The organism is Aliivibrio logei (genome assembly GCF_001691055.1).
In the GTDB taxonomy this organism is placed as follows: Bacteria; Pseudomonadota; Gammaproteobacteria; order Enterobacterales; family Vibrionaceae; genus Aliivibrio; species Aliivibrio salmonicida.
Genome location: NZ_MAJU01000029.1, coordinates 199,298 through 224,822, shown reverse-complemented (window position 1 = coordinate 224,822; position 25,525 = coordinate 199,298). Strand labels below are relative to the sequence as shown.

General features: G+C 38.0%; 21 protein-coding genes. 11 read left to right on the top strand and 10 right to left on the bottom strand.

Features of this window, described 5'->3' with window-relative positions:
* Nucleotides 1-74 precede the first annotated feature (74 nt).
* The 3 genes from A6E04_RS19095 to ydiJ form a co-directional block, all read right to left on the bottom strand.
* Complete coding sequence (locus A6E04_RS19095) at nt 75-491, bottom strand: CBS domain-containing protein (protein ID WP_023603473.1); 417 nt, start codon at nt 489-491, stop codon at nt 75-77.
* 131 nt (nt 492-622) lie between these two features.
* The gene (locus tag A6E04_RS19090; RefSeq protein WP_017023629.1) at nt 623-2,215 is read right to left on the bottom strand and encodes a hypothetical protein; all 1,593 of its coding nucleotides are present in this window, start codon (nt 2,213-2,215) and stop codon (nt 623-625) included.
* 167 nt (nt 2,216-2,382) lie between these two features.
* Complete coding sequence (gene ydiJ / locus A6E04_RS19085; protein WP_026025632.1) at nt 2,383-5,415, bottom strand: D-2-hydroxyglutarate dehydrogenase YdiJ; 3,033 nt, start codon at nt 5,413-5,415, stop codon at nt 2,383-2,385.
* 280 nt (nt 5,416-5,695) lie between these two features.
* Here ydiJ and A6E04_RS19080 point away from each other — a divergent pair, with 280 nt between their 5' ends.
* Nucleotides 5,696-6,391, top strand: a complete 696-nt coding sequence (locus A6E04_RS19080; protein WP_012550598.1) for a DUF3334 family protein — start codon at nt 5,696-5,698, stop codon at nt 6,389-6,391.
* A gap of 231 nt (nt 6,392-6,622) precedes the next feature.
* A complete protein-coding gene (locus A6E04_RS19075) occupies nt 6,623-7,312 on the top strand; it encodes a DUF2786 domain-containing protein (RefSeq protein WP_012550597.1) in 690 nt (229 codons plus the stop codon).
* A 131-nt stretch (nt 7,313-7,443) separates the two neighbouring features.
* Here the strand turns inward: A6E04_RS19075 and A6E04_RS19070 are convergent, their stop codons facing one another.
* A complete protein-coding gene (locus tag A6E04_RS19070) occupies nt 7,444-8,130 on the bottom strand; it encodes a GntR family transcriptional regulator (protein ID WP_065612093.1) in 687 nt (228 codons plus the stop codon).
* 27 nt (nt 8,131-8,157) lie between these two features.
* Complete coding sequence (locus A6E04_RS19065; protein ID WP_017023626.1) at nt 8,158-9,099, bottom strand: precorrin-2 dehydrogenase/sirohydrochlorin ferrochelatase family protein; 942 nt, start codon at nt 9,097-9,099, stop codon at nt 8,158-8,160.
* A gap of 391 nt (nt 9,100-9,490) precedes the next feature.
* Between A6E04_RS19065 and A6E04_RS19060 the strand changes: the two genes are divergently transcribed.
* The 5 genes from A6E04_RS19060 (at nt 9,491) to A6E04_RS19040 (ending at nt 14,551) form a co-directional block, all read left to right on the top strand.
* Nucleotides 9,491-10,519 (top strand): amino acid ABC transporter substrate-binding protein, encoded by a 1,029-nt coding sequence (locus A6E04_RS19060; protein ID WP_017023625.1) that lies wholly within the window; start codon nt 9,491-9,493, stop codon nt 10,517-10,519.
* A gap of 88 nt (nt 10,520-10,607) precedes the next feature.
* A complete protein-coding gene (locus A6E04_RS19055; protein ID WP_023603479.1) occupies nt 10,608-11,774 on the top strand; it encodes an amino acid ABC transporter permease in 1,167 nt (388 codons plus the stop codon).
* 2 nt (nt 11,775-11,776) lie between these two features.
* Nucleotides 11,777-12,874, top strand: a complete 1,098-nt coding sequence (locus tag A6E04_RS19050) for an amino acid ABC transporter permease (RefSeq protein WP_065612092.1) — start codon at nt 11,777-11,779, stop codon at nt 12,872-12,874.
* Between the two features lie 24 nt (nt 12,875-12,898).
* Entirely contained in the window at nt 12,899-13,648 is a 750-nt protein-coding gene (locus A6E04_RS19045) for an amino acid ABC transporter ATP-binding protein (protein WP_017023622.1), read from the top strand.
* Between the two features lie 240 nt (nt 13,649-13,888).
* Nucleotides 13,889-14,551, top strand: coding sequence for a Bax inhibitor-1 family protein (locus A6E04_RS19040; protein WP_012550590.1), 663 nt, complete (start codon nt 13,889-13,891; stop codon nt 14,549-14,551).
* 153 nt (nt 14,552-14,704) lie between these two features.
* Here A6E04_RS19040 and A6E04_RS19035 read toward each other — a convergent pair whose 3' ends face one another.
* A complete protein-coding gene (locus tag A6E04_RS19035) occupies nt 14,705-15,733 on the bottom strand; it encodes a tetratricopeptide repeat protein (protein ID WP_017023621.1) in 1,029 nt (342 codons plus the stop codon).
* Between the two features lie 245 nt (nt 15,734-15,978).
* On the opposite strand from A6E04_RS19035, the gene A6E04_RS19030 reads away from it, so the two are divergent.
* From A6E04_RS19030 to A6E04_RS19020, 3 genes are all read left to right on the top strand, one after another.
* Complete coding sequence (locus A6E04_RS19030; protein WP_065612091.1) at nt 15,979-18,330, top strand: ATP-binding protein; 2,352 nt, start codon at nt 15,979-15,981, stop codon at nt 18,328-18,330.
* Between the two features lies 1 nt (nt 18,331).
* Nucleotides 18,332-19,207, top strand: a complete 876-nt coding sequence (locus A6E04_RS19025) for a mechanosensitive ion channel family protein (RefSeq protein WP_012550588.1) — start codon at nt 18,332-18,334, stop codon at nt 19,205-19,207.
* Nucleotides 19,208-19,356: 149 nt separating this feature from the next.
* On the top strand, nt 19,357-20,046 hold the full coding sequence (locus A6E04_RS19020) for a tetratricopeptide repeat protein (protein ID WP_017023619.1): 690 nt from the start codon (nt 19,357-19,359) through the stop codon (nt 20,044-20,046).
* 55 nt (nt 20,047-20,101) lie between these two features.
* Here A6E04_RS19020 and A6E04_RS19015 read toward each other — a convergent pair whose 3' ends face one another.
* The 3 genes from A6E04_RS19015 to A6E04_RS19005 form a co-directional block, all read right to left on the bottom strand.
* Entirely contained in the window at nt 20,102-21,559 is a 1,458-nt protein-coding gene (locus A6E04_RS19015) for a phosphatase PAP2 family protein (protein ID WP_065612090.1), read from the bottom strand.
* Nucleotides 21,560-21,567: 8 nt separating this feature from the next.
* Complete coding sequence (locus A6E04_RS19010) at nt 21,568-22,050, bottom strand: GNAT family N-acetyltransferase (protein WP_023603484.1); 483 nt, start codon at nt 22,048-22,050, stop codon at nt 21,568-21,570.
* A gap of 122 nt (nt 22,051-22,172) precedes the next feature.
* On the bottom strand, nt 22,173-23,558 hold the full coding sequence (locus A6E04_RS19005; RefSeq protein WP_065612089.1) for an outer membrane protein transport protein: 1,386 nt from the start codon (nt 23,556-23,558) through the stop codon (nt 22,173-22,175).
* Between the two features lie 313 nt (nt 23,559-23,871).
* Here A6E04_RS19005 and A6E04_RS19000 point away from each other — a divergent pair, with 313 nt between their 5' ends.
* Nucleotides 23,872-24,633: a phosphatase PAP2 family protein gene (locus A6E04_RS19000; RefSeq protein ID WP_065612088.1), complete on the top strand. Its 762-nt coding sequence runs from the start codon at nt 23,872-23,874 to the stop codon at nt 24,631-24,633.
* On the opposite strand, the gene A6E04_RS18995 is transcribed toward A6E04_RS19000, so the two are convergent.
* Complete coding sequence (locus A6E04_RS18995; RefSeq protein WP_065612087.1) at nt 24,630-25,511, bottom strand: LysR substrate-binding domain-containing protein; 882 nt, start codon at nt 25,509-25,511, stop codon at nt 24,630-24,632. The genes A6E04_RS19000 and A6E04_RS18995 overlap by 4 nt on opposite strands.
* Nucleotides 25,512-25,525: the final 14 nt, after the last annotated feature.

Below are 25,525 nucleotides of genomic sequence, written 5' to 3'. Positions count from 1 at the left end.
CATTAATTACCCATGTCTAACCGTACAATAACTGACAAGTTTGTAATCGGGAGATGGTGAATGCTAATAAATGATTAAACTGGATGTTTAAAACAATGACCAATCGATTCACTGATCGCTTGCAGTACATTACGTCGAGTAATAATACCAACCAATTTACCACCATCGACAACAGGGTAAATTTTAGGTTTATCCGCCGTCATACTTTGTGCAAGCTCGATAATATTATCTTCTGGCGTTACCGTTAAGACATCTTGTCTCATTACATCACCAACAACGTGCGTATCTTGGCAATGGTAACTCACACCCAAAAGTGACTTAATCAAATCTTGTTCTGAAATAAATCCAATCACTTCTCTTTGTTCATTAACAACGGGTCCGCCAATATGTTGTGAAGTAATAAATTGGTCTAACGCTGCTGATAATGACATATCCGCTGTCAAAGAAAGTGGGCGTGCGCTCATGTATTGTTTTACTTTTTTATTTTCCATCATGTATACCCCTAGCAATCGCTATCTTTTATTTTGATAACTTAAGTGTGGACTATTTTTAGAAAAAAGCTAAATCACTCTTTCCTATCTCTGTGATGGATGAAACCTATTAAGAAAAAAAACAGATAAAATTATGAGCTACCTAACAATACATCAATAAGAATTTTTTTATTTTGCTCAACTGATGACATTACATTCTCGTAACCTGCGGTGTTATTGGTCTTTTCCATTCGATGAATAATCGCCAAACATTGTTTAATGTTTTTAGGATCTTTCATCAAATTTTTCCCTCTTAATGTTAGCGTTAATAACATGTAATTAAGATCCGAAGAATAAGGGTACGTTTGACCGATTTTTACCAATTGTAGATTGTTTTCATCCGCAGACTTTTGAGCTCTTAGCCATTGGTATACTTTATTCAACTTTTGAAAATGGGCCATCGATTGCTGTAATAACTGAGGGGCCGTTTTTTTAAGTCCAGCTTGATCAAACATTTTATACAGTGTGACACACAGCTTTATTTCGCCCGCCATTGCTAGCACACCAAAAGTGGCAACACGAAATTCATCAGAAGCAACTTTTCGATTAGAAAGAAAACGATGATAATTTAATACCGCAATTGCTTTTGCTTTATAACGCTTACCTTGCTTATACAATTGACGAGCAACAAGTACATTAATGAATCCTTGCAGTTCATCGCGTTTATCCATAGAGATACGTTTCTTTAATGTCATAATTAATTGACCAAAGAAGCGTTTATAATCATCTTTATTAAAAACGACGTTCGTTTTATAAACAGCATTAGCAAGATCTATTACCATTCTGTTTAATGTCGAAGGAGTAATCCCTATATGATAAAAACGTTTCATTACCATATTATGCAATAATAATGATTCATTGTTCTCAATGATAAAATCAAGAAATGCATAAAATACATCGTCATTTTTAGGATTATTTTCATACGCTTTTGTAAGTGCAATCTGAACCTTACTCGTATGCTTTGCTTCTGCATAAATAGCAGAAAGCATAAAATTCGCTTGGAACTGATAACGCTTTGAGCGTAATAATAATTCAAGAACGGGAATCGCTTTTGGTTTCTCAACCATTTCACAATAAGCCATTAAGTTCTGAGGCATGATCTCGCTTTTATCATGGCGCTGGTATACTTTTTTAAATGTGACAGAATCTTTCGCTTTATTTAACTCTTCTAATGTCATGTTTAAAAGCATACGGTTCTTATACGTGCCAGTATAAGTTTGAGCTCGCTTAATAAAAGCCGCTTGGGAGTTATTGACTTCAGCAATCAATTTCTCAATCAATAAGGTTAAATTGAATGATTTACGAATTAACTCATCAATATAACCAAAATTAATTGGGCTATTTACAACAAAATCAGGAAAGAGTTCTCTCGCATTGATTTCATCGACTTGAGACTCTTCATTTTCAATATCAATAATAAAGATTGGTCGCTTACCAAATTTAGCTTTAGCTCGTGCACTCTTAACGATGTCCGATATTACTTCATGTTCAGAATAACGATATTCAATGAAGTAATATTCATACACGGGCAAATCAGACGCCTTCATACTTACATTAAAGTTATCTGCACTCTTAAAGCCCGCCTTTTGAAAAAATTGGCGGATCTGGGTACTACGTTCTCGTTTTTCAGTGAAAACAAGAACATTCATGTGCGGAATACGTTTAATTAATTCAGCGGTGCTCATCTATATTATTAACTCTAATTAGAAACATTGATTACAATATAACAACCCGTAAATAACAAAGTGGTAGTAATACCACCGCTTTATCATTCGTTTATAAAAAATAGTTTTACAACTATGTGTAAAATCCGCGCTACTTTACCATAAAGTAACGCAGAGTCATTCCAATATTAAATATTTGTCAGTAGCGCTTGTAAGGGGTGCTTTAATTGCTCTCCTTCAAATCGTTTAACCTGACTACGACATGAATATCCAGTAACTAAACATCGATCTTTATCTAACACTTTAAGGTTAGCTTTCCAGCTTAGATCATAGACGGCTTTAGACGTTTCAACTTTATCGGCTTCATGACCATACGTCCCAGCCATTCCACAACAACCAACAGGTACGGTATGCAATGTTAATCCAAAGTGGTTAAATATTTCTCCCCACTCTTTCTCCGCATTTGGCATTTTTGTTTTCTCTGTACAGTGAGCAAACAATTTCCATGGCCTAACATCAATAATGTTTGATTTGTTAAACTCAACTAATCGAGGCATTAACCATTCATGAACCGTGAGAACTTCAAAATCACCACGTTGGTCTTTAAGCATTTCTGCGTATTCATCTCTATAACAAAGAACCAATGCAGGATCCACGCCAACCATTGGAATATCCAGTGTCGCAATTTGATTTAGAAACTCACTCGTATTCTTTGCTGTTGAGGTAAATTGTTTTAAGAAACCTTTTACGTGTTGAGCTTTTCCATTTGGTTTAAATGGCAGCAGTATTGGTTTTAAACCTAAACGCTGTATTAACTCAATAAAATCACTGATAACACTCGCATCATAGTAGCTAGTGAAAGGGTCTTGAACAATCAACACATAACTCTGCTTCTCTTTATCAGACAACCTTTTCAAGGTTTCTAGGTTAAATGTCTCAATATCTCGTTCTCGACATTTTTCTTTTAAGGTAGGAACAGATAACAATGGCATATCAACATACCCAATCGCACGCTTCGTCATGCTTTGTGTAAGACTTTGCTTTAAAACACCATTAATTACGGTTGGCATCGTTGCCATTATAGGTAACATCGTTTCAATATTTGCCACCAAGTAATCTTTTACTGGACGCTGGTAACGACTGTGATACATATTTAAAAAGCGTGAACGAAAGCTTGGTACGTCAACTTTTATTGGGCATTGGCTTGCACATGCTTTACATGCTAAACACCCCATCATCGCCTCATGTACTTCATGAGAGTAATCGTATTCTTTCTCTTTATTTATACGATTACGAATACGGTCGATGATTTGTTTTATCGATGGACGCTTTGTTAATAAATCGTGCTCTAACTTGACGGGATCAACACCTTGCTCAGCCAATTGACGTAGCCATTCACGTACAAGGCCGGCTCGCCCTTTTGGTGAATGACGGCGATCAGAAGTCACTTTCATTGATGGGCACATTGGCGAACTGGTTTCGTAATTAAAACATAAACCATTGCCATTACATTCCATCGCTTGATTAAAGCTATCTCTGACTTCAACAGGAATTTGGCGATCATAAAACCCACGTTTAGTGTCACTCACTTTGACAAGCTCATCAGTACTGTCTAATGGTGTACAAATTTTGCCTGGGTTCATTTTATTGTAAGGGTCAAACGCGGCTTTTACTCTTCTCAACTCAGTAAAAAGCTCATCACCAAAAAATTCAGGACCATATTCTGAACGGAAACCTTTACCATGTTCTCCCCACATTAAGCCGCCGTATTTAGAAACCAAAGCCACCACTTGATCAGAAATCGTATGCATTAAAGCTTCTTGTTCCGGATCGCACATATCCAATGCAGGACGAACATGAAGTACGCCAGCATCAACATGACCAAACATACCGTAGTTAAGTTTGTGCCCATCAAGTAGGGTTCTAAATTCTTGAATGAAATCGGCTAAATTTTCAGGAGGTACGCAAGTATCTTCAGCAAAAGCAACGGGCTTAGCCGCGCCTTTTGTAGCACCGAGTAACCCAACGGCTTTTTTACGCATGGTGTAAATACGGCCAATACTTGCCACATCTTGTGTCACTTGATAGCCGATTAACCCTGATTTACCACTTTCCATCAACACATCAAGTTTTTCGATTAACGCAGACACTTGCTGATCGACTTCTTGTTGATCTGCGCCTGCAAACTCAACCATATTTAGGCCAAGCATATCTTTGTTTGGTACATCAGTGATGAGATCACTCACGCTATGCCAAACAATGTCTTGTTTCGCAAAATTTAAAACTCGAGAATCAATTGTTTCAACAGATAATGCGTTTGCATCAACCATGAATGCCGCATTTCTTAATGCCGCATCAAAACTGTCATATTTCACGTTGATTAAGGTTCTTGCCTTTGGAATAGGCGTAATATTTACAATGGCTTCAGTGAGAAAAGCCAAAGACCCTTCTGCGCCACACAGCACTCGAGTAATATCAAAATTGTCCGTTTCAATATTCAACGCATTTTTTAGGTCATACCCCGTCAAGAAACGGTTTAACGGAGGGAATTTATCCGTAATTTGTTGACGTTTAGTTCGGCATACTGATTCCGTCACTTCAAGAGCCGTTAATGCCGCTTTCGGTTGATTCTCTTTGGTTAAAGCCGTATCTAACACAGTACCATTAGCTAAAATAGCAGTGACACTTAATACATGATCGGATGTTTTACCGTATTTGAGTGATCCCTGGCCGGAAGCATCGGTATTAATCATGCCCCCAAGTGTTGCTCGGTTACTGGTTGATAAATCAGGAGAAAAGAAAAAACCATACGGACGAAGTGCATCATTAAGTTGGTCTTTAATAAGCCCAGCTTGAACTTTGGCCCAGCCTTCTAGCGGATTAATCTCGATCACTTTATTCATATGACGAGAGAGATCAACCACAATACCTTTTGTTAATGATTGTCCATTAGTTCCCGTACCGCCTCCTCTAGGAGAAAAGGTAATCCCTCTAAATTCAGGTTTATCTGCCAGTGCAGCAAGACACTGAACATCCTCAGTGAAACGGGGCAATAACACCGCTTGTGGTAGTTGCTGGTAGACGCTGTTATCGGTAGATACCGCTAAGCGACTGGCGTAAGTGGTTTCTATATCGCCTTTAAAATCAGTATGTTTTAAGGCTTCTAGATAAGTTAATACAACAGAATCGATAGTCGATTGAAATTTTAACGCTGGTAACATTGCTTCCATGCTCCTTCACTTGCTGATCCCTCAGCACCATATTGTTGTTCTAAACACACTTTACAACATCTCGCGTGGATAAAACATCAAACCTATGCTATATCAACCAAATATTTTATGTCTTGAATTAATACTCACACACAAACCTGATGCCCTCTTATTCCTTTTAGCTGTGGCACTGTTCTTGCTTTAGTATATGGCCCATATTAAGAAAGTCGTCGATTCAATGATCACGCGATATGGCATCAGCCCCTCTTAACTCATTTTGATAGAGAACGTTATGAAACCTGCGATAAGAAAAAATAAAACAATTACAACTGATGATATTTTATTAACGTTGTGCCGCTCGATGTCAGGCGTATTAACGAAGGCAACTCAAAGTTCAGTTAATTACTCAGCCATGGTTCAAAAAATATCGAAAACAAGCTTAAAACCAGACTTTGGTTGCTTTGTTTTATTTGATGGTGGTTTCTCTGGATTGGTTATCACTAACTTCACAAAAGATGCTGCTCTTGAGCTGTATACTCGATACATGCAAACAATGGGCATGCCTGCTGAAGAACTTGCTATCTTGCATACCTCAGACGAAGTTGGTGACGTATTGGGTGAGTTAATGAATCAAATCGTAGGTGATTTTACGGGTCAAATCCGCAAACAGCTTCAAACCACGATTTCGCAAAACCAACCAAAAATGTTGGCCTTAAATAAGCAAGTCATTCTGTCTGTAGATACGAACCTTGATCGCCCTCAAGCACGTCGTGTTACGTTTACGACTCAAAATAATAATATTTTCTATCTTGAACTAGCGATGGATAAAACAGAGTTTATTCAACTTGAAGAATTCGAACAAGAAGACGAATTCGATGCTGATGATTTGTTCGAACAACATAAAGTTGGAAACAATCAGAAAACGGAACAAAAAATAGAGAATACTCAGGATCTTAACGACTCATTATTTGATGAACTAGGCATTTAACGCCCTCTCCTTTTTCAGCCACGAGTCATTTTGACGGTGTTTTTATTTACTTTGATTTTATAAAAACACCCTTATCTCTCTTCTTCTTTTATCATTTCCTTAATAAACCACACCAACCTTTCTTTTATCCCCATTTATTTCATTAAGAACACAAAGTAAGCGCCTCTTCTATCTTCCAAATTTTGAAAGAGAAAGGTAGAATATACGCCCCAAAAAAAGAAAGGATAGATAATGTCATCAGCAAAGCAAAAGGCTCTAAAAAAGATCGCTAAATGTCTTGAACTTGGTAATTCAGCAAATGTGAATGAAGCCGCTCAAGCCATTAGAATGGCGCATCGCCTTATGCTTAAGTATGGTCTTGAGAAAGATGACATTGAGTTTATCAAAATGGGGAAAACGCAAAGTACCCATCTTCTTCCTGCCAATGTAGGCAGTAATATTCTAAAAATCATTCGTGGTATCAATACACGATTTGGGGTTGAAGCGGTTCTGCTGAACCATAAAGGACTAAAAAAAGTAGAATTTATTGGTTCTGCTGATCGCGCTATTTTTGCGGCATTTGCCTTTGATATTGTTTATCGAGAAATGAACGAACAAACAGGCCAATTCAAAAATAGTTTTGCCGGCTCAGGGACTGGGCAACTTGAAGTCACTCGACGTGTGAATTCATTTTTAGCGGGTTGGATTGAAGGCGCGCTTGAAAAATTACCCGTGATTGCCCCTGATGATGATTCTGCAAACAAAATTAATGATTACATTGATAAAGAATTTCAAAATATTGATAGAGAAACATTCAAACAGCAGTTAAGAGAAGCAATGGCAAACATTACTGCTGATTATGAAAAAGGATTAAAGAAAGGCAGAACAATTTCGGTAAGCCGTCCTGTTGGCGGAACTCAAGCCAAGAAATTATTACGCTAATACCGCCGTAATCTACTTCCTCTATAAATAAAAATACCACGCTTTATTCGTGGTATTTTTTCATTCAGAATCGGCTTATGTTTTACACCAGTGTCATTAATTCTGAAAAAATAATTACTGGCATTAGCATATTAACCTTCTATATTTACCGCATCATGACACCAATTAGTCACTTGGTACAAAAAGGCCTTACCTTGAGAATCATGAACCGTTTGTTTCACAGAAAAAAGCATGCTTCCACTGCTAATATTCAATGCCGTTGACTCAATCAGTTCCGCAGGTTGAACGCCTATTTTCATTGTTATCAAATCAGCCTGACACAAATAGTGATCTTTCAAATAAGTCACTATAGAGGGTTCATTTTCAGGTTGTTGCCACTTAGGAAAACGCTCTACTGGAATGTATTGATACTGAATAGCCACTTTTCTGCTATCAATAGAGATAATAGATGACAACGCAAGTACATAAGAAAAAGGCGTCAATTGCAACGCATTTGCAATGGCTTTAGGTGCTAATATTTTATGTGCATTGAGGGTGGTTTTTATATAACGTCGTTTTTGATTCGAACATAATACAGCCAGATCTAAATCGACCATCGGATTTAACACGATCCCTTTCGAAGAAACAAACCATCCGCGACGTTCTTCTCGGTATATTTTACCCGATAACTCTAAGTGATAAAGTGCTTCACGAAGCGTAATTCGAGTCGTTGAAAATGCTTCTGCTAGTGTTCTTTCTGATGGTAATTTATGCCCAACTTCTAGCATTCCACTTTCTATTTGCTCTTCAATCGCGTCTTTTATAGCAAGGTATTGCATTCATTATCCTAGGTTTAACGATCAATATTATAACGTCGGTACGTAGACATCATTACTCATATAGCCTTGTAACTCATTGTTACTGAGTAAGCGTCCTTTCTTCACTAGTACAGTTACTCTTATCTTTTCTTTCTCTGCTTTTTGTAAGCGCTCTAATAAAGCGGCTTCAGTATCAATGTAAATTCGCTCTGCATCACGACGACAAAGCTCTATAAACTCATCAGGGCAATCAGAGAAGCACAATACCCATTCGGCTTGTTGCATTAAACGCAGGGACTTTAATGACAACATCTCGGTCTCTTTGTTGTACTCAATCCAATTACGCTCTGCCTGTACTTCTACCGATGATGATAAATGGAGTCTGAATAAATTTTCTAATTCATTTCTAGTCGTTAATTTTTCTATTTCAGGGGATCGCAAAAAAGCTTCCCAAAATTTACGTCGTTCATCCACTGTTGAAAAAGAATCTTTAACAACACTGCGTTTGTCTGCACCAAAATCCGCTAACATTGCGATTTTTGTTGATAATTGAGTCTCTAATTGTTCTCTAATTATTCGTATCAAAACAGGTGAAGCGCCACCACTAGAAATGGCAACTTGAACTCTTCCTCTGTTCACCATTGACGGGGTAATGAAATCACAATGAGCAGTATCATCAACCACATTAACGAGGATCCCCGCGTTGTGGGCATCTTTATAAACTTGGTGATTTAAGTCCGCATTATCGGTTGTTGCCCATACTTGTACATATTTATTGTCTAATAGATCGCGGTGATAAAATCCTTTCTGGTAATGGATTTTTTCTTGTTCAACATAATCAGCTAAATAAGATTTAATTGAGGGAGCAACTACCGTGATATCCGCATCCGCCTGCAATAACATATCAATTTTACGGCAAGCAACTTCCCCACCACCAACGACGAGTACTGGTCGCTTTCGTATATCCATAAAAATGGGAAAATATCTCATCCAATCTCTCACTTATCCTTTTATTTAATATCAATAATATACCTTGCTTCTCGGCATTAAGGTAGAGCGGCAACTAACCAAACTAAAAATCGCGACTTAACACATTCAACAAATAAATGAATTAACAATTTATTAACACATTTAAATGTCAGACCACTTCATTACCTCTACCTTTTAAAAATAAAGCAGCATAAATCACTAGTTATGTTGGATATGCCTGATCTTATTACCTATATTTTATTCAGTGGACGATTTCACAAATCATTCACTATTGTATATCGTTTAAATACAGTTGCTTATAAATAAGCAATTGAACTCCATCTAATGGCTAACGCAACGCACTAGATTGTGATACGCCAGTTCAATAACGGACTATTAAGGAAGAACACAGATGAATTTTAAATCAAACACTCTATTCGCAGCGATTGCAACATCAGCAGCTCTATTGTCAACACAAGCTGCTGCCGCTGATGGAACCCTAGAAAAAGTAGTTAAGAATGGTTATCTACAATGTGGGGTTAGTACTGGTCTACCTGGATTCTCAAACCCTAACTCAAAAGGAGAATGGGAAGGTATTGATGTTGAATACTGCCAAGCCGTTGCTGCTGCCGTATTAGGCGATAAAACAAAAGTTAAATACGTGCCATTAACCGCAAAAGAGCGTTTTACTGCATTACAATCAGGTGAAATTGATGTGCTGTCACGTAATACAACGTGGACACTGCATCGTGATACTTCCCTTGGTTTAAATTTTGTAGGCGTTAACTATTACGATGGTCAAGGCTTTATGGTCAAAAAAGAACTTGGTCTCACTAGTGCGAAAGAGCTTGATGGTGCGTCTGTTTGTGTTCAATCAGGTACCACTACCGAACTAAACCTTGCCGATTACTTCCGTAATAACAGTATGGAATATAAGCCTGTCGTATTTGATACGGCGGCACAAACATCGAAAGGATTTGATGCTGGTCGATGTGATGTACTAACCACAGACCAATCAGGCCTTTATGCTCTTCGCCTAAATCTAAAAGACCCAAAAACAGCACAAATTTTACCTGAAATCATTTCAAAAGAACCGCTAGGCCCTGTGGTTCGTCAAGGCGATGATAAATGGTTTAACATCAACAAATGGGTCTTGAGCGCCATGATAAACGCTGAAGAGTATGGCATTACGTCTGCAAATGCAGATCAAATGCTTAAATCTAAAGATCCAAACATCAAACGTATCCTTGGTGTTGATGGTCCTAAAGGAAAAGGTTTAGGAATTCGTGATGATTGGGGTTACCAAGTAATTAAACAAGTGGGTAACTACGGAGAGAGTTTTGAACGTACCGTTGGTACTGGTTCTCCACTTCAAATATCTCGTGGCGTAAATGCCCTTTGGAATGCGGGTGGCTTCATGTACGCCGCACCAATCCGTTAATAATCCCACAATAAAAACAATAAATAGACGTCATATTATGGGGTGAGCTTTCACCCCTTTTGATAAATGGATTTAAGGTTGTAGCCGTATGTCATCTAAAAATAAAAATATTTTATACAACCCAACATTTCGTGCGATTTTATTTCAGGTGCTTGCAATTACTGCACTTGGCTTTTTCTTTTACACCATAGTCAACAATGCATTGTCCAATTTAGAATCTCGAGGTATCGCTACAGGTCTTGATTTCTTAGATCAAGAAGCTGGGTTTGGTATCGGTCTTTCTTTAGTGGAATACGATGAAACATACTCTTATGGTCGCACCTTTATTGTTGGATTGCTGAACACCGCCTTAGTCTCCGTTCTAGGCGTTTTATTGGCCACTATTCTAGGCTTTACTGTCGGAATAGCTCGTCTATCAAGTAACTGGTTAGTTAGCCGCTGTGCTGCTGTCTATATCGAAACGTTCCGAAATATCCCTCTTTTGTTACAAATCTTTTTTTGGTATTTTGCCGTTTTACAAGCCCTCCCTTCACCTCGACAAAGTTTAAGCTTAGGTGAAAGTATTTTCCTCAATGTTCGAGGCTTATTTTTTCCGAGCCCAATTTTTGAAGAAGGTTCTAATCTAATAGGAATGGCCGTCGTCCTTGCTATTGTGTTTATTATTTTCTTATCACGTTGGGCACATAACAAACAAACCCTAACAGGACAACAAACTCCCGTTGTGCGCTACTCCATTTTGTTGTTAATCGCGTTACCTACTCTCGCTTATTTCATTTCTGGTATGCCCGTCTCGATTGAATACCCAGAGCTGAAAGGATTTAACTTTCGTGGTGGCATCAGTATCATTCCTGAATTAGCGGCACTGGTGGTGGCACTGAGTGTTTATACCGCCTCATTTATCGCAGAGATTGTTCGTTCAGGCATTAATGCGGTAAGTCACGGCCAAACAGAGGCTGCGATGGCACTTGGTTTACCAAGAAATAAAACGCTAAAACTTGTCGTTATTCCACAAGCAATGCGGATTATCATTCCCCCTCTAACCAGTCAATATTTAAACTTAACCAAAAACTCGTCACTAGCGATGGCTATCGGTTATCCAGATTTAGTTTCTGTATTTGCAGGAACGACACTGAACCAAACAGGACAAGCTATCGAAATCATAACAATGACCATGGGCGTGTACCTTACATTAAGCCTGCTAACCTCATTCGTTATGAACATTTATAACAACAAAGTCGCATTGGTTGAGAGGTAATTATGAATACACATCAGTTTCAGCCAGATCTGCCACCACCACCCAATACGGTAGGTGCAGTCACGTGGCTTAAAAGACATTTATTCAATGGCCCAATTAACTCAATTCTAACCCTTATTATCGCTTATCTTGCGTTTAGTGGGTTATGGAACGCTGTCAGTTGGGCATTGATTAATGCCGATTGGATAGGAACAACGCGTGATGCCTGCTCTAGTGGAGGCGCGTGTTGGGTAATGATCAACGTTCGTTGGGACCAATTTATGTATGGTTTCTATCCAACGGATGAACTATGGCGACCTCAATTATTTTACGCATTACTCGCTATTTTTGTGGCTTTGCTCGCTTATGACCATACCCCTAAGAAAGTGGCTATTTGGTTAGTTTTTGTAAATGTTTTCCCATTCTTTGCTGCCTTTTTATTGTATGGCGGCGTATTTGGGTTACCCGTTGTTGATACTCACCTTTGGGGAGGATTATTAATTACCTTAGTCATTGCGATTGTGGGTATTGTTGTATCCTTGCCGATTGGGGTTGCTTTAGCCTTGGGTCGTCGTTCTGAAATGCCCATTATTCGCAGTATGTGTACTATCTACATTGAAATTTGGCGTGGTGTTCCTTTAATTACCGTTCTTTTCATGGCTTCGGTCATGCTTCCCTTGTTTTTATCAGAAGGAATGGAGTTAGATAAGCTATTTAGAGCCTTAATAGGGGTCGTCCTATTCAGTGCTGCTTATATGGCAGAAGTTATTCGTGGTGGCTTACAAGCCATACCTAAAGGTCAATATGAAGCGGCAGATGCACTCGGCTTAGGGTACTGGAAAAAGATGCGTTTAATTATTCTTCCTCAAGCCTTAAAAATCACTATCCCTTCCATCGTAAATACCTTTATTGGTTTATTTAAAGACACAAGCCTTGTACTCATTATTGGGATGTTTGATGTACTTGGTATTGGTCAAGCTGCAAATACCGATCCTGAGTGGTTAGGATTTTCAACGGAAAGTTATGTCTTTGTCGCTTTGGTTTTCTGGGTGTTCTGTTTCTCTATGTCGAGATACTCCATCTATTTAGAAAACAAACTTCATACAGGCCACAAGCGATAATTAACAGAATTCAAGGATGTAGTTATGACGACTCAACAAGATTATATGATCCAATTAGAAGACATGAACAAATGGTATGGTCAATTTCATGTTCTTAAAAACATTAACTTACAAGTTAAAAAAGGCGAGAAGATAGTTATTTGTGGCCCATCAGGCTCAGGCAAGTCAACGATGATCCGCTGTATTAATCGTTTAGAAGAACATCAAAAAGGCCATATTTTTGTCTCTGGTACCGAACTAACTGAAGACTTAAAAAATATTGAGGCGGTACGCAGAGAAGTCGGTATGTGTTTTCAGCACTTTAATCTGTTCCCTCATTTAACCGTATTAGAAAATTGCACACTCGCGCCAATTTGGGTGAAAAAAATGCCAAAATCAGAAGCGAATGCCTTAGCGATGCGGTTTCTGGAACGTGTGAAAATTCCAGACCAAGCCGATAAATACCCAGGGCAACTATCTGGAGGACAACAACAACGAGTCGCCATTGCACGTTCACTGTGTATGAATCCACAAATCATGCTGTTTGATGAGCCAACATCAGCGCTCGATCCAGAGATGGTACGTGAAGTACTCGATGTAATGGTTGAATTAGCAGATGAAGGCATGACAATGCTGTGTGTAACTCATGAAATGGGGTTTGCAAAAGAAGTTGCTGATCGCGTCATTTTTATGGATGCAGGGGAGATTATTGAAGAAAATAATCCTATCGATTTCTTTGAAAACCCACAGTCGGATCGTACTCAATTATTTTTAAGTCAGATTCTGCATCACTAAATAACGAACAATTAACATACAGCAATCAATATTGCTGATAAACTCAACAAACAGCGATCTTAGGATCGCTGTTTGTTGTTACAGATACTTACAAACTTCATCAGCTAAGTTAATGTACTGATGTAAAATGGTTTCCAGCTCAACTAATTCAGTTCAAAAAACAGAACTACCTTGATTTTTTGAACTATAGGCATCATAACTGTCTATATATTTATGTCTGTCCATTCCAAGGGGAATACGATGAATAATCAAATGTTCGGCCAAACTCGCACACAAGAGTCGGCTCTACAAACGAATAAAGTATTACGTAATACTTATTTCTTACTGTCTATGACATTACTATGGTCAGCATTAGTTGCTGGCGTATCAATGGCTCTGAACTTACCTCGTCCAGGTATTATCATTATGCTAGTTGGTTTCTACGGTCTATTGTACTTAACAGAAAAGAACCGTAACAACAGCATGGGTCTTCTATTTACATTCCTATTTACTGGCTTCTTAGGCTACACCATTGGTCCAATTCTAAACATGTACATTGGTGCAGGAATGGGCGATGTTATCCTAACGGCTCTTGGCGGTACTGCACTGTCATTCATGGCTGCATCAGCGTATGCCTTAACAACTAAACGTGATTTATCATTCCTTAACGGTGTAATGATGGCTGGTTTTGTTGTTCTACTCATTGGTATGGTTGCGAATATCTTCCTACAAATGCCTCTGTTGCATCTTGTAATGAGTGGTATGTTCATCTTGTTTTCTACTGGTGCGATTCTGTTAACAACACAATCAATCATCCGTGGTGGCGAAACAAGCTACATCTCAGCAACGATTACATTATATGTATCAATCTACAATATCTTCATCAGTCTACTAAGTATTCTTGGTATCATGCGTGACGATTAATCGATAGCATTTGAAACATTAGCTAATTCGATACAATAAAAAATGCCAGTCATAATGACTGGCATTTTTTTTTCTGTTTTTTCTCTTATCCCAATGCAATAAATTAGATGATTTCTTCATTACGGTATTGGTATTATCACGACACTTTAAACACTAATCTGTGTACATATTGCATTCTTCATTAATGTCTTCTGGTGGTAGATAATGTTCTCTCACATAAAATTTATTAAGAAGACGAATTACCGAATGTTTCTTTACCGGTTTTTCATCCATTAATCCATGAAGCTTTCTTGCTACATTCTGAATCGTTAATAAATTCTCTAAAGGCAGAATCTGTTCTAGTTCATTACGAAAACTGTGCGCTTCTTCATACCCATTTGCGACGGCAAGATAAGCCCAAATGTAAGCAACTGCATTATGAGAAGACGATATATTTTGATTGTATTGCGATGAACGTAACTGCGCTTCAGGGCTTTTAAGTTCCCCCCCACGTTCTGACCAATATATTGCTTTGTAAATATTTTGCGGTGTTCCAATACCATGATAATAACAAGAACTGACTGTCACCATCGCTTTAGGATCATCTTGGTAAGCGGCTCTCAACATCCAATAAAAACCTTCAGGATGTCCATTTTCAAGTTTTTGATACCATTGAGCTAAAAACCATTGAGCTGAAAGATCATTATTCAAAGCCAGTGTTGTTATTATTTTCGTACCCGTTTCAATGCTTTTCTCGCACCCTTTTCCTTCTAGATACATCTTCCCTAGTGACAATGAAGAAACAACGTCTCCTTTGCTATCACCTAATACGGCATCCCAATAACCTGATTTCTCTTTTGCATCATGATCATCGTAATTATTATCATATAAACGAACTAAGGCATAATAAGCTTGTTGACTACGCTGCTCTGCGGCTTTTAAATACCACTTAATCGATCCATTTTGATCGACTAATTCCAAATCAGCACCTAACGCCAATTGTGCGGTTAAATTGCCCTTTATCGCTCGCTCGATTTTATCTTTACGATCAGTATCTGAATCAAATTCAACCATCGTTGATTGATTATCAAAACGCCTACGTTTGTTAGCTGTTAACACCCTTTTCTTTTCGACGGCTTGAAAATGCATAATAAAAACAATTAAGCATATAACGCTACCACCAAGAAATAAGAACCAATACATATGTAATTATCATCGATAAAATTGAACACGGTTTAATGCTCTATTCTAATGAGTTTCTTTCTTAATTTGAATGAATACCTTTCTTAAACCGTTTTTAAGTCGATAAATCTTCTCAAAACTCTAAAAAAGAACAGTATTCATGACCATATCTCACTTTTATTGCTCATTCCTACCTTTGTTACTGGTTTTTTCTATTAATTTAGCTAATGTAATAAGTAATTAAATCATTATATTTTATGGTAATTATGAAACGATTCTCTCATTTCTTATTTCTTTCTTTCACTTTACTGCTCTCTCCGGTTAGCTACGCGAGTTGGGGCCTAACAAATGATCAACCGATTGAGATCAGTAAACCCGCTCAAGAAATTGATACCAAGGTTCAAGCTCTTCCTGAACAGCATTTTTTCTCAAACAACAATTACGCTCAGGTTAAGCGACTTTTATCTAACACCATGCTTCAACAAAGTAAGCATACTGAAAAACTAAGAGAAGCACTGACTGCGTATAAAAATGATGCGACAGAAAACAATTGGTTAACCGTAGAAGAAAATCATCAATCATTAAATTCATTAAACTTAAGTAAACAACAGTTACTTCAATTAACGGACAGTACAACGCGAGAGCAACTGACCGGATTCGGTCCTTACGGTGTAACTCAGTTTTATTCAGAGCTCAGCATAACTCGGCTCAACATTGAATATTACTTACACTACCAAATTCGTAGTTTCAAAAATTTACTTCGTGATTTAACGATTTCGCCAGTGCCCGCGATTAGCGTCATATTTAAGGTATTGTGTGTATTTTTTGTTTTTAATTGGTGGATGCGTAATAACGCTCGCTTAATTAGTGACTTTAAAAAATCAAAATTAGAAGGCGCGACAAAACCAAATCTTCTTATCCGTACTATTTGGTATTTTAGCCGAGCACAGAAAGCGATTGCTTGGTTATTACTTATCACGGTCACTCTTCGAATTATTTCGACCTTACCAAGCTTACAACACCTTATATTCTTAGAGATATTTACATGGTGGATCTTAGGCGGTTCTATTGCGGTAAGTTTGATTCTTGAATTTGCGTATCGAAACAGCAAACACAATAAAAAAGAAACTATCGCACTTCGTTTATCTACCATCCGTCGTTATATTTGGGGTGCCATTTTTGCTGGCGTAATTCTCCAAATTTCATCGCGAACGTTAGGAGAAGGAACGATTTATGCTTGGATTAATTCTGCGGTGTATTTATTCTTTATCTTGCTGACAATCATTACTCTAAGACAATGGAAAGCAACGATTTTTGAACGCATTCATAATTTAGACCCATTACCTTTATCCATTCATTGGGCTGTCAGAAATAAAAATACATTCTTAATCTCAATTATCGCGACGGCTTGTGGTTCTGCATGGTTAGTTTGGCGATCGATTCAGCACGTCATCGTATCGACGTTATCTCAATACACGGCGTTCAGCCATGCACTCGCCTATTTGTTCCGAATTGAAGTTGCAAAACAAACGGAAGTCTCACGCGAACAATCAAATCTAGTAAGGATCAAGGGCGGACTCGCTTTTGATTTTATTTCTCCGGGCTCTGAAGACTCGGAACTTATCGAAGATTACGCTAAAGAAGAAATGACGGCACTTTCTCGTTATTTACTCACAGAAAGCCCTGCGGTGTGTGTTCTATCAGGTGAGCGTGGCGTGGGCACAACAGCCCTACTCAACCGTATTTTAAATAAAGTAAAAAACGCCCAACCACTTTACCTAAATTGCCCTTATGACGGTTATTCAGCTCTACTTCCTGAATTAGCAAGACAACTTGGACTATCAGAAGAATCGAGTGAAAGAGACATTCTTCAACACCTGAGAAACAGTGACACATGCTATTTGCTTGCTTTTGATAATGCTCAACGTTTGGTGAAGCCTAAAGTCAATGGGTTAGCAGATTTAATGAAGCTCACAAATCTATTAAGACGAGCAAGAAAAAGCCATCGTGTTGTATTGGCTATTGAGAAATCAAGTTGGCGTTTTATTGACCGAGCTCGTGGAGAAAGATTGTTATTTGATTTGGTCACTTTCATGCCGAAGTGGACTGAGAAACAAATTGGCAGCTTATTAGAAAGCCGAATTGTAAAAACAAATGAGCAACAACTCTCTTTTGATGGCTTAGTTTTACCTAGACAATGGGATGAAGAGACCTTAACAGAAGAAGAACGCGCTAAGAATGGCTTCTACCGCATTCTATGGGATTATTCTGATGGTAACCCAACGGTTGCTTTACGTTTCTTTAGATTGTCTCTGCACCGTGATAAAGATACTGATGCCATTTTGGTTCGTTTATTTAGAGCACCGCACTCTGATGACCTAGAAACCATGCCAAAACCCATGCTGGCCGTATTGCGATCCATCGTACAATTGGAAATTGCATCTCCAGCGGATGTATGTGAATGCAGTCGGTTAAGTATGGCTGAAGTGATCAGTACACTCCGCTACTTCCAAAGTCGTGGGTACATTGAATGGAGTGATGATAAAGCTCGAATTTCAGATCATTGGTTCCGACACATTACTAACGTACTTCATCGTCAACATTTATTGGTGAAATAATATGCTTCGTTTATTTATTCTCGTACTTACATTAAGCTTTGGATCGAGTGCTTTTGCTGAAGATCCTCAATCTATCGGCAACCTGCATCAATTCGCGAGCCTTATTCGTTGGAGTGGTGTTGCTTTCTCATTCCTTATTGTTATCGCCGCTTGGTTATTTCTTCGTTTTATCCAATCGATTGTGGATGGGATAAGTAACCAGTTTGCCCAACGACGTATGTTGATGCAAAAGCTGCAATCCTTCTTCCAATTTTTTATCTATATGTCGACAGGTATGACAGTGTTCATGCTCAGTTTCCGTGTTGATGAAAGGGTTTTAGCTTTAATCGGTGGTACTCTCGCCGTTTCTGTTGGTTTCGCATTAAAAGATCTCACGGCCTCTTTTATTGCAGGCTTAACCATTATGATTGATCGACCTTTTCAAGTGGGCGACCGTGTCACGTTCGAAGGACACTATGGTGATATTATTGCTATCGGATTACGCTCCGTACGCATGCAAACACTTAATGATGACATCATCACCATCCCAAACAATAAATTCTTAAATGAAGTCGCTATTAGTGGTAATTATGGTGCTTTGGATATGCAAGTCGTCATCCCTTTCTATATCGGAATGGATCAAGACATTAATGCGGCCCGCGATATTATTCAAGAAGCAGCTTCATCAAGTCGTTATATCCACTTACCAAAGCCTGTTGTTGTGCTAGTAAAACAGACCATTACTGAAAATTATTTGGGCATTCAACTAACTTGTAAGGCTTATGTGGTTGATATTAAGTTTGAGAAATTATTTGAAACCGATATTACATTACGCGTAATGCAAGAATTTAGAAAAACAGATATCTACCCGCCAACAATATCTATCCAAAACAAATAATCGTGGTCACTTTCTATTGGTAGTTTCTCTGTAATCTACCAATAGAAATACGATTCATCCTACCGAACTCTTCCAATATAACACTCGCTGTACTGTACATTTATTGATAAAATAACGTTCTATTCTTTGACTAACTTATTGGTTATATAATGAAATTAACGTTAAGAACGCTATTGTTATCTGCATCTCTTTTATCCCCGATGGCATTCGCGAATGCCGATGCACATAATGATTACTTAAAAGGGACGGCTTATTTCAACCAAGATAATTACAAAGACGCAATTACTTGGCTAACAAGTGCTGCGAATAATGGTTCAGTTGAAGCACAAAATAAAATAGGTACTATTTATGCGAAAGGTATTGGTACTGATATTAACTCAACGCTAGCGATTCAGTTTTTCATGAAGGCTGCCGTAAATGACAGCACAACGGCCTATTATAATCTTGGTAAAATGTATGAAGATTCAGGGCAATACGATCTTGCTGTTGAGTGGTATAACAAAGCGATTGAGCAAGACTACCCGAATGCAATGAACAATCTTGCTGATTTGTATTTAAAAGGTAAGGGATTAGTTCAAAATACACATCAAGCTGAATTACTCTATATTAGAGCAGCAGAACTTGGTAACCCAACGTCAATGCGTAATCTCGGGTTCTTGTATTATCAAGGTGAAGAAGTAAACCAAGATATGGAGAAAGCCTATTTCTGGTTTAATTTAGCGGCGTCAAAAGGCTACCCAGAAGCTGATAAATATCGCGACTTTTCAGCTAAGAAATTGAATAAAAAGGTACGTATTCAAGTACAAAATGAAGCTCTTGAATGGCTAGATAATCACTAACCATTATTAATACGCTACTCCCCTATTTATAGAAAAATAGAGGAGTAAGTGTCTGTTACTTAATTTTATTTAACCATTTAGGCAAATACGTTACAGCCATAATAAGTAAGAAAATAAGTGTAAAGTTCGCACTTGCTTTAATTATTAATACACTTTCGCTGCTTCGCTCTACTGCATTGAGTAAATGTTCAGTCATCCACCTTGCAGCAACAACCGCCATGATTAAGCTAATCAGTACAATTAATCGATTTCTTACTGTCGTTATTTTTTGGTAATCCGATAACGAAATAGCTAAAGTTACTCCCCAACAAACCGCCGCCATATAAAGGTAGTTCATGTAAAGCATAACAAAAGCAATCCCACTGATAAGCACACTCATGATCAACCAAAAATACACAGAGCTAATCACGTTATAAATTAAGTTCCCGTGCCTTTTTTCCATTAAGCTAAAGTGCACTACCACCATTGCACCAAGCGCAATACCCACAATAGCATCAGTAATAAAATGAACACCAAGCCAGACTCGTGCCGTTGCTTGAGCTAAAACAAAACAAATAAAGACTATTCCCCACGTTTTAACTACTTTCGATGACAAGTTTTCTCGTTTCAATGCCAAATAGAAAATGCCATACATCACAACCGATAGCATGGAGTTCATGCTTGGCATCCCAAAACCATACGCTGGCGTCAACTGTAACTGTGGGATATACACAAACGGGCGTGGTAACCCTAATCCTTGTTTAGCAATACCAGCAAATACAATGGTAATCACAATACCAAACAATAGTGCTAATGCCGTCCGTCGATCAAAATAAACCAATGCAAAAATAAATAAAAAATAAAAGAAAGCTTCTTGCCCGGTTTCATTAATGACCGTAAATATCAGCTTTATACTGACATTTACGACATTCGGAAGTCCATCAATCGAGCTTCTTAAAGAAGAGAGAATCGACAACTCTGTTTGATGAATTTCAGGGGCTTGTTCTACGAGGTTCTTAACCCATGCAACCTTGTTATAACTGGTTTTAGGTTTAATAATCCACTGTTGTAATAACTCAAGCTGATATGGATACCGATAATACTCACTCCCTAGTTTATAAGGTTCAGTTAAATACACCGCATCCGTTTCAATGCCATAATGAGGAGCAAACCACGCAGGAACGCGATAGAAACCGTTTGATGTTTCTAAATCAAAAACAACAATATCCGATTCACTTTTACAACGGTAAAAAAAAGCGTTGTCGTCTTTGTACAATAAGTCTTTTGCCGTAACGATTAATCCCGCTTCTTCCCACGCTTCTCTTTCAGCGGCTTGTTGAGGCGTCTCTCCCTCATCTATCAAGCCCCCTGGTAATGAGTATTTACCAGTGATCAACTCTTTAATTAATACAACTCGATGTCCATCATCAATAACACACACAGCCCCTTTAGGTTCCATGCCTTCTGCTGCAAAAATATGCGTAGAAAACAATACACAAAGTAATATGATGTATCGGAATACTATTTTTATCATTGTCTCTATTACTCGTTATCGACTAAAGGTTTACGTAAATAATGGATATGCTCTTTTAAGCCTTGCTGATAATAAAAGTCCAATGCTGATTGGTTAAATCCCCATACTTCAACAAAAATTTCTTTTACGCCATAATCTCGTAATTCTTGTTCAATACGCGTCATCAATTTATCCGCTATTTTATCTCTACGGCATGCTTTTTCAACATACAGCTCATCGATAGTCGCCATCATTACTGGTTTACTTACTGTAGAGACTAACTCACAAAAATGCCCAGTGACAAAGCCCACAATATCATCGTCTTTTTCAGCAACATAAACCATGCATTCAGGATCATCTAAATACCGAGAGATGCTTTTCTCTTCTTCTATTTCAGACGCGGTTTTAAATAGTTCAGGGCATTGCTGATGATGTTCATCGTGTAGCTGATACATCATTGAGTTTAAGCGAAAGAGATCAATTTCTTTTGCTCGGCGAATAACTGGATCCATGTTGATACCAAACGAGGAATTAGGAATGAGGCGCAATTAGACCATTATTTATAAACAAAAAAAAGACTCCGATGCATCAGAGTCTATATTCATTGAGCAACCTATCAGTTTTATGAATTAAATTAGAAAGTATGGCTCAATTGGATGGCTGCGAGTACAGCATCAGAGTGAGTCGTGGCCGTTAATGACGGAATAGGAAGATTTTCTTCCATGTGTTCGTTAACTTGAACATCCTTACCAATTAAATAGGTAAAACCAAAATCAAGAGTCGTGTTAGTACTCCAATTATACGTAAAACCGGCAGAGAACCATTGACGATCAGAATCAGGAATTGAAATAGACGTTAATTCATCGACTGGCGTTTGGTCATACATATAACCGGTACGTAATATCCATTTATTATTTAAATAATGGGTTGCACCAATGGCATAATGATATGAATTTTTCCAATGATATTCTTTAATTGTGTCGTACTCAGTATCAATAGTATCAAATGCAGACCAACCGACCCATTGAATACTGTAATGAATTGCAGTCTTGTCAGTAATCATATGAAAACCAGAAAACTCTGCAATATCCGGTAAAGGTAAGTAAATTTTGTCACTTTGCTGAGATGCAGCTAAATACTTAACATCACCTTTGGCTTCAATCTCTGGGCTGTATTTGTAGCTAAAACCAAATCGACTCCCTTCATTAACCTCATAAACCATACCAATATTTCCACCTAGACCAACACCAGTGGCATGAACATCTAGGGCATTAATTTTTAACGATGCTCCCCCTAAATCTATATGAGATGTACTACCATCCTTATCATTAATAAAATTCACAGAACCAGTTAAATCAGCATTTATATCTCGGTATAAATCCCCAACGCCATAAATTACATCAAGGCCACCACCAAAGCTTAAATGTTCGTTGATACGATAAGCGATGCTAAATCCTAAATTCATACTTTTTACGCTAGTTTTACCACCAAAAATAGCTGCTCCATAGTTATCATCAAATTCAGTACCTGTACCAAAGTTAGAATATGCAGCCACACCAACAGCAAACTTTTCATTAATGGGGTGGATATAATAAAAATTCGGCACTATCGCTGTTTCTGCAATACCATCCACATCAGTTAAAGAGGTAGATGTTTGTGAGAAATTTGAATTATCTAACGTATATCCAGTAGGTATATTTACATCAAGAAAATTATTATGCTTATAATTTATATCGGCTTGAACGTTCCCTGACATACTATGATACTTCGCATTCTTAACACTCACATCCGGCTTAACCATGGTCATACCCATAGAAAACGCGTCTTTATCAAACATCATCATTGCCGCGGCGTTTCGGCTTAATACTGATGCGTTATCAGCAATAACCGCTTCACCTGCGAATGCGCGGCCTAAACCCGTTGCTGAATGCTCGTTGATTTGAAAACCACCAGCAACAGATGTGGTACTAGCTAGAAGAAAACTTGTTGCTAACAGTGAGCGAGAAAAAGGGGTGTTCATCATTTACTTCATATCCACGAGTAGTGGCTAAAATATTCGAACTCTTTTAATAAAAGAATGTCCTAGCATTTCGGCTCTCTTTTTTATAGTGCGCCGAGTGTATGGATATGGATCAATGCCAGAAATCTGACCAGTGATTTTTTGACGTTTATTTAAACCCCCTCTGACAATGGTTAATTCTATTTAAAGATTTTGTAACCATAAGAAAGCACCTAATTGTAATCTTTTGTTACATTGTGGAGTAATAACTCTACTCATTATCCGTTTTTTCTACATTTATTGTGCCCATAGAGCGTGCAAGCAAGGTACACTAATGACACTTAATTTTATGAAACAATTTACTATGTTATTTTCATTTTCACCTAAAAACCGTATTTACGAACTCGTTGCTTTCTTTCTGTTTATTGCAGCGATGCTGTTGGTTATTTTGATCATTCCAACACCCAATTTATTTGACCCAATGTCAGAGATAGCAAATAGTCTTCTTAGCTTGTTAAGTCGTTCTGCCGGTCATCCTCTTTTTATCGTCACTTCGGCAATACTTTGTTGCTTACCTATTATTAAGCGTATGCCTTTCAAGAAGATATTGTCCCTCTATCTTCAATTTGCCATCTTATTAGTACTTAGCTTAATACTTAAAACCAGTGTTAAAGCCATCACTGAGATCCCTCGTCCTTTTACTCAAGCATTAACACAAGTCAGTATCGTTGAAAGCCCTGATGCGTTTTACTTATTAAAAGAACAAGATAAACAAGATATGATCTCAATGGTTGAAACGCTTGTTAGCCCAGCTCGTATTGATCAATGGCGTCAAGGTACGAATTATTCATTCCCATCAGGTCATACTATTTTTGCCGCTATCTGTGTTTTATTCTGGGGTGGCTTTTTACTTCGTCATAAGCACTATGTACTAACCGCGGCAGTGATTAGCTGGGGAGTTGGTGTCGGTTTAAGTCGCTTATGGCTTGGAATGCATTGGCCAACGGATCTCATGGCGTCCATCATTAGCGCATCGATTTTGATTCTTTGTGTACCAACAATAAATTTAGAAAAAGAACCCATCGACAAAAACTAAGATTCTATTTCGCAAAGAATGTTCCACACTTTCTCTCCTGCGGGATGCAATCTAGCTTGATAGCGATAAGCATAGTATTCAATCGGAAGTCGTAATGATTGCTCGCCAATGATTGCGACTTTTTTTTGTTTCAATTCTTTCTCAATACTATAAGCAGGCAACCAAGCAATGCCTTGTTTATCAAGTACTAGCATCTTCAACATATCTGTCATTGACGATGAAAATACGGGTTTCAATAAAACCTCATCTTTTACAGTTTCAACTTGTCTTCCCATATATGAAGTAGAGCTATAAGCAAGCCATGGAACTACATTTTTATTATCAAGCTGATAAATAGGAGCCCCATTATCATCACATGCGCTCACAGGTAAAAGCTCTGTTTTTGCAATTAGTAATGATTGGTATGGCGGTAACCTTAAAATATCATCATCAAACGCCAATAGAATATCGCACGCTCCATCTCTTAGTTCTTTAGTCGCTTGGTCAACATCAATAGCTTCAATACTTAATATAGGTTTGTAATTACCTTCGGGTAATGTTTTTTGAATCTTAGGAATTAGATGGGTTGCTAATGAATGAGCCGCTGCAACTTGAACAACATTCCCTCCAAGTTGAGATAAATCTGAAATTTGGTCAATACCTGTCACAATTTGATTCACCAATGTCCTGGCGGTCACTCGAAATAACTTACCGCTAGGAGTTAGGCCAATAGGCTTACTTTTTCGATTTATTAATTCAGCACCTATTGTCTCTTCTAATAAACGGATCCTACGGCTAAATGCCGGTTGGGTTACATTTCTAAGTATGGCTGCTTGTGAAAAGTTTCTAACTTTAGCCAATACTAAAAAATCTTCTAACCATTTACTTTCAATGTTCATGTCATTTTCTCATC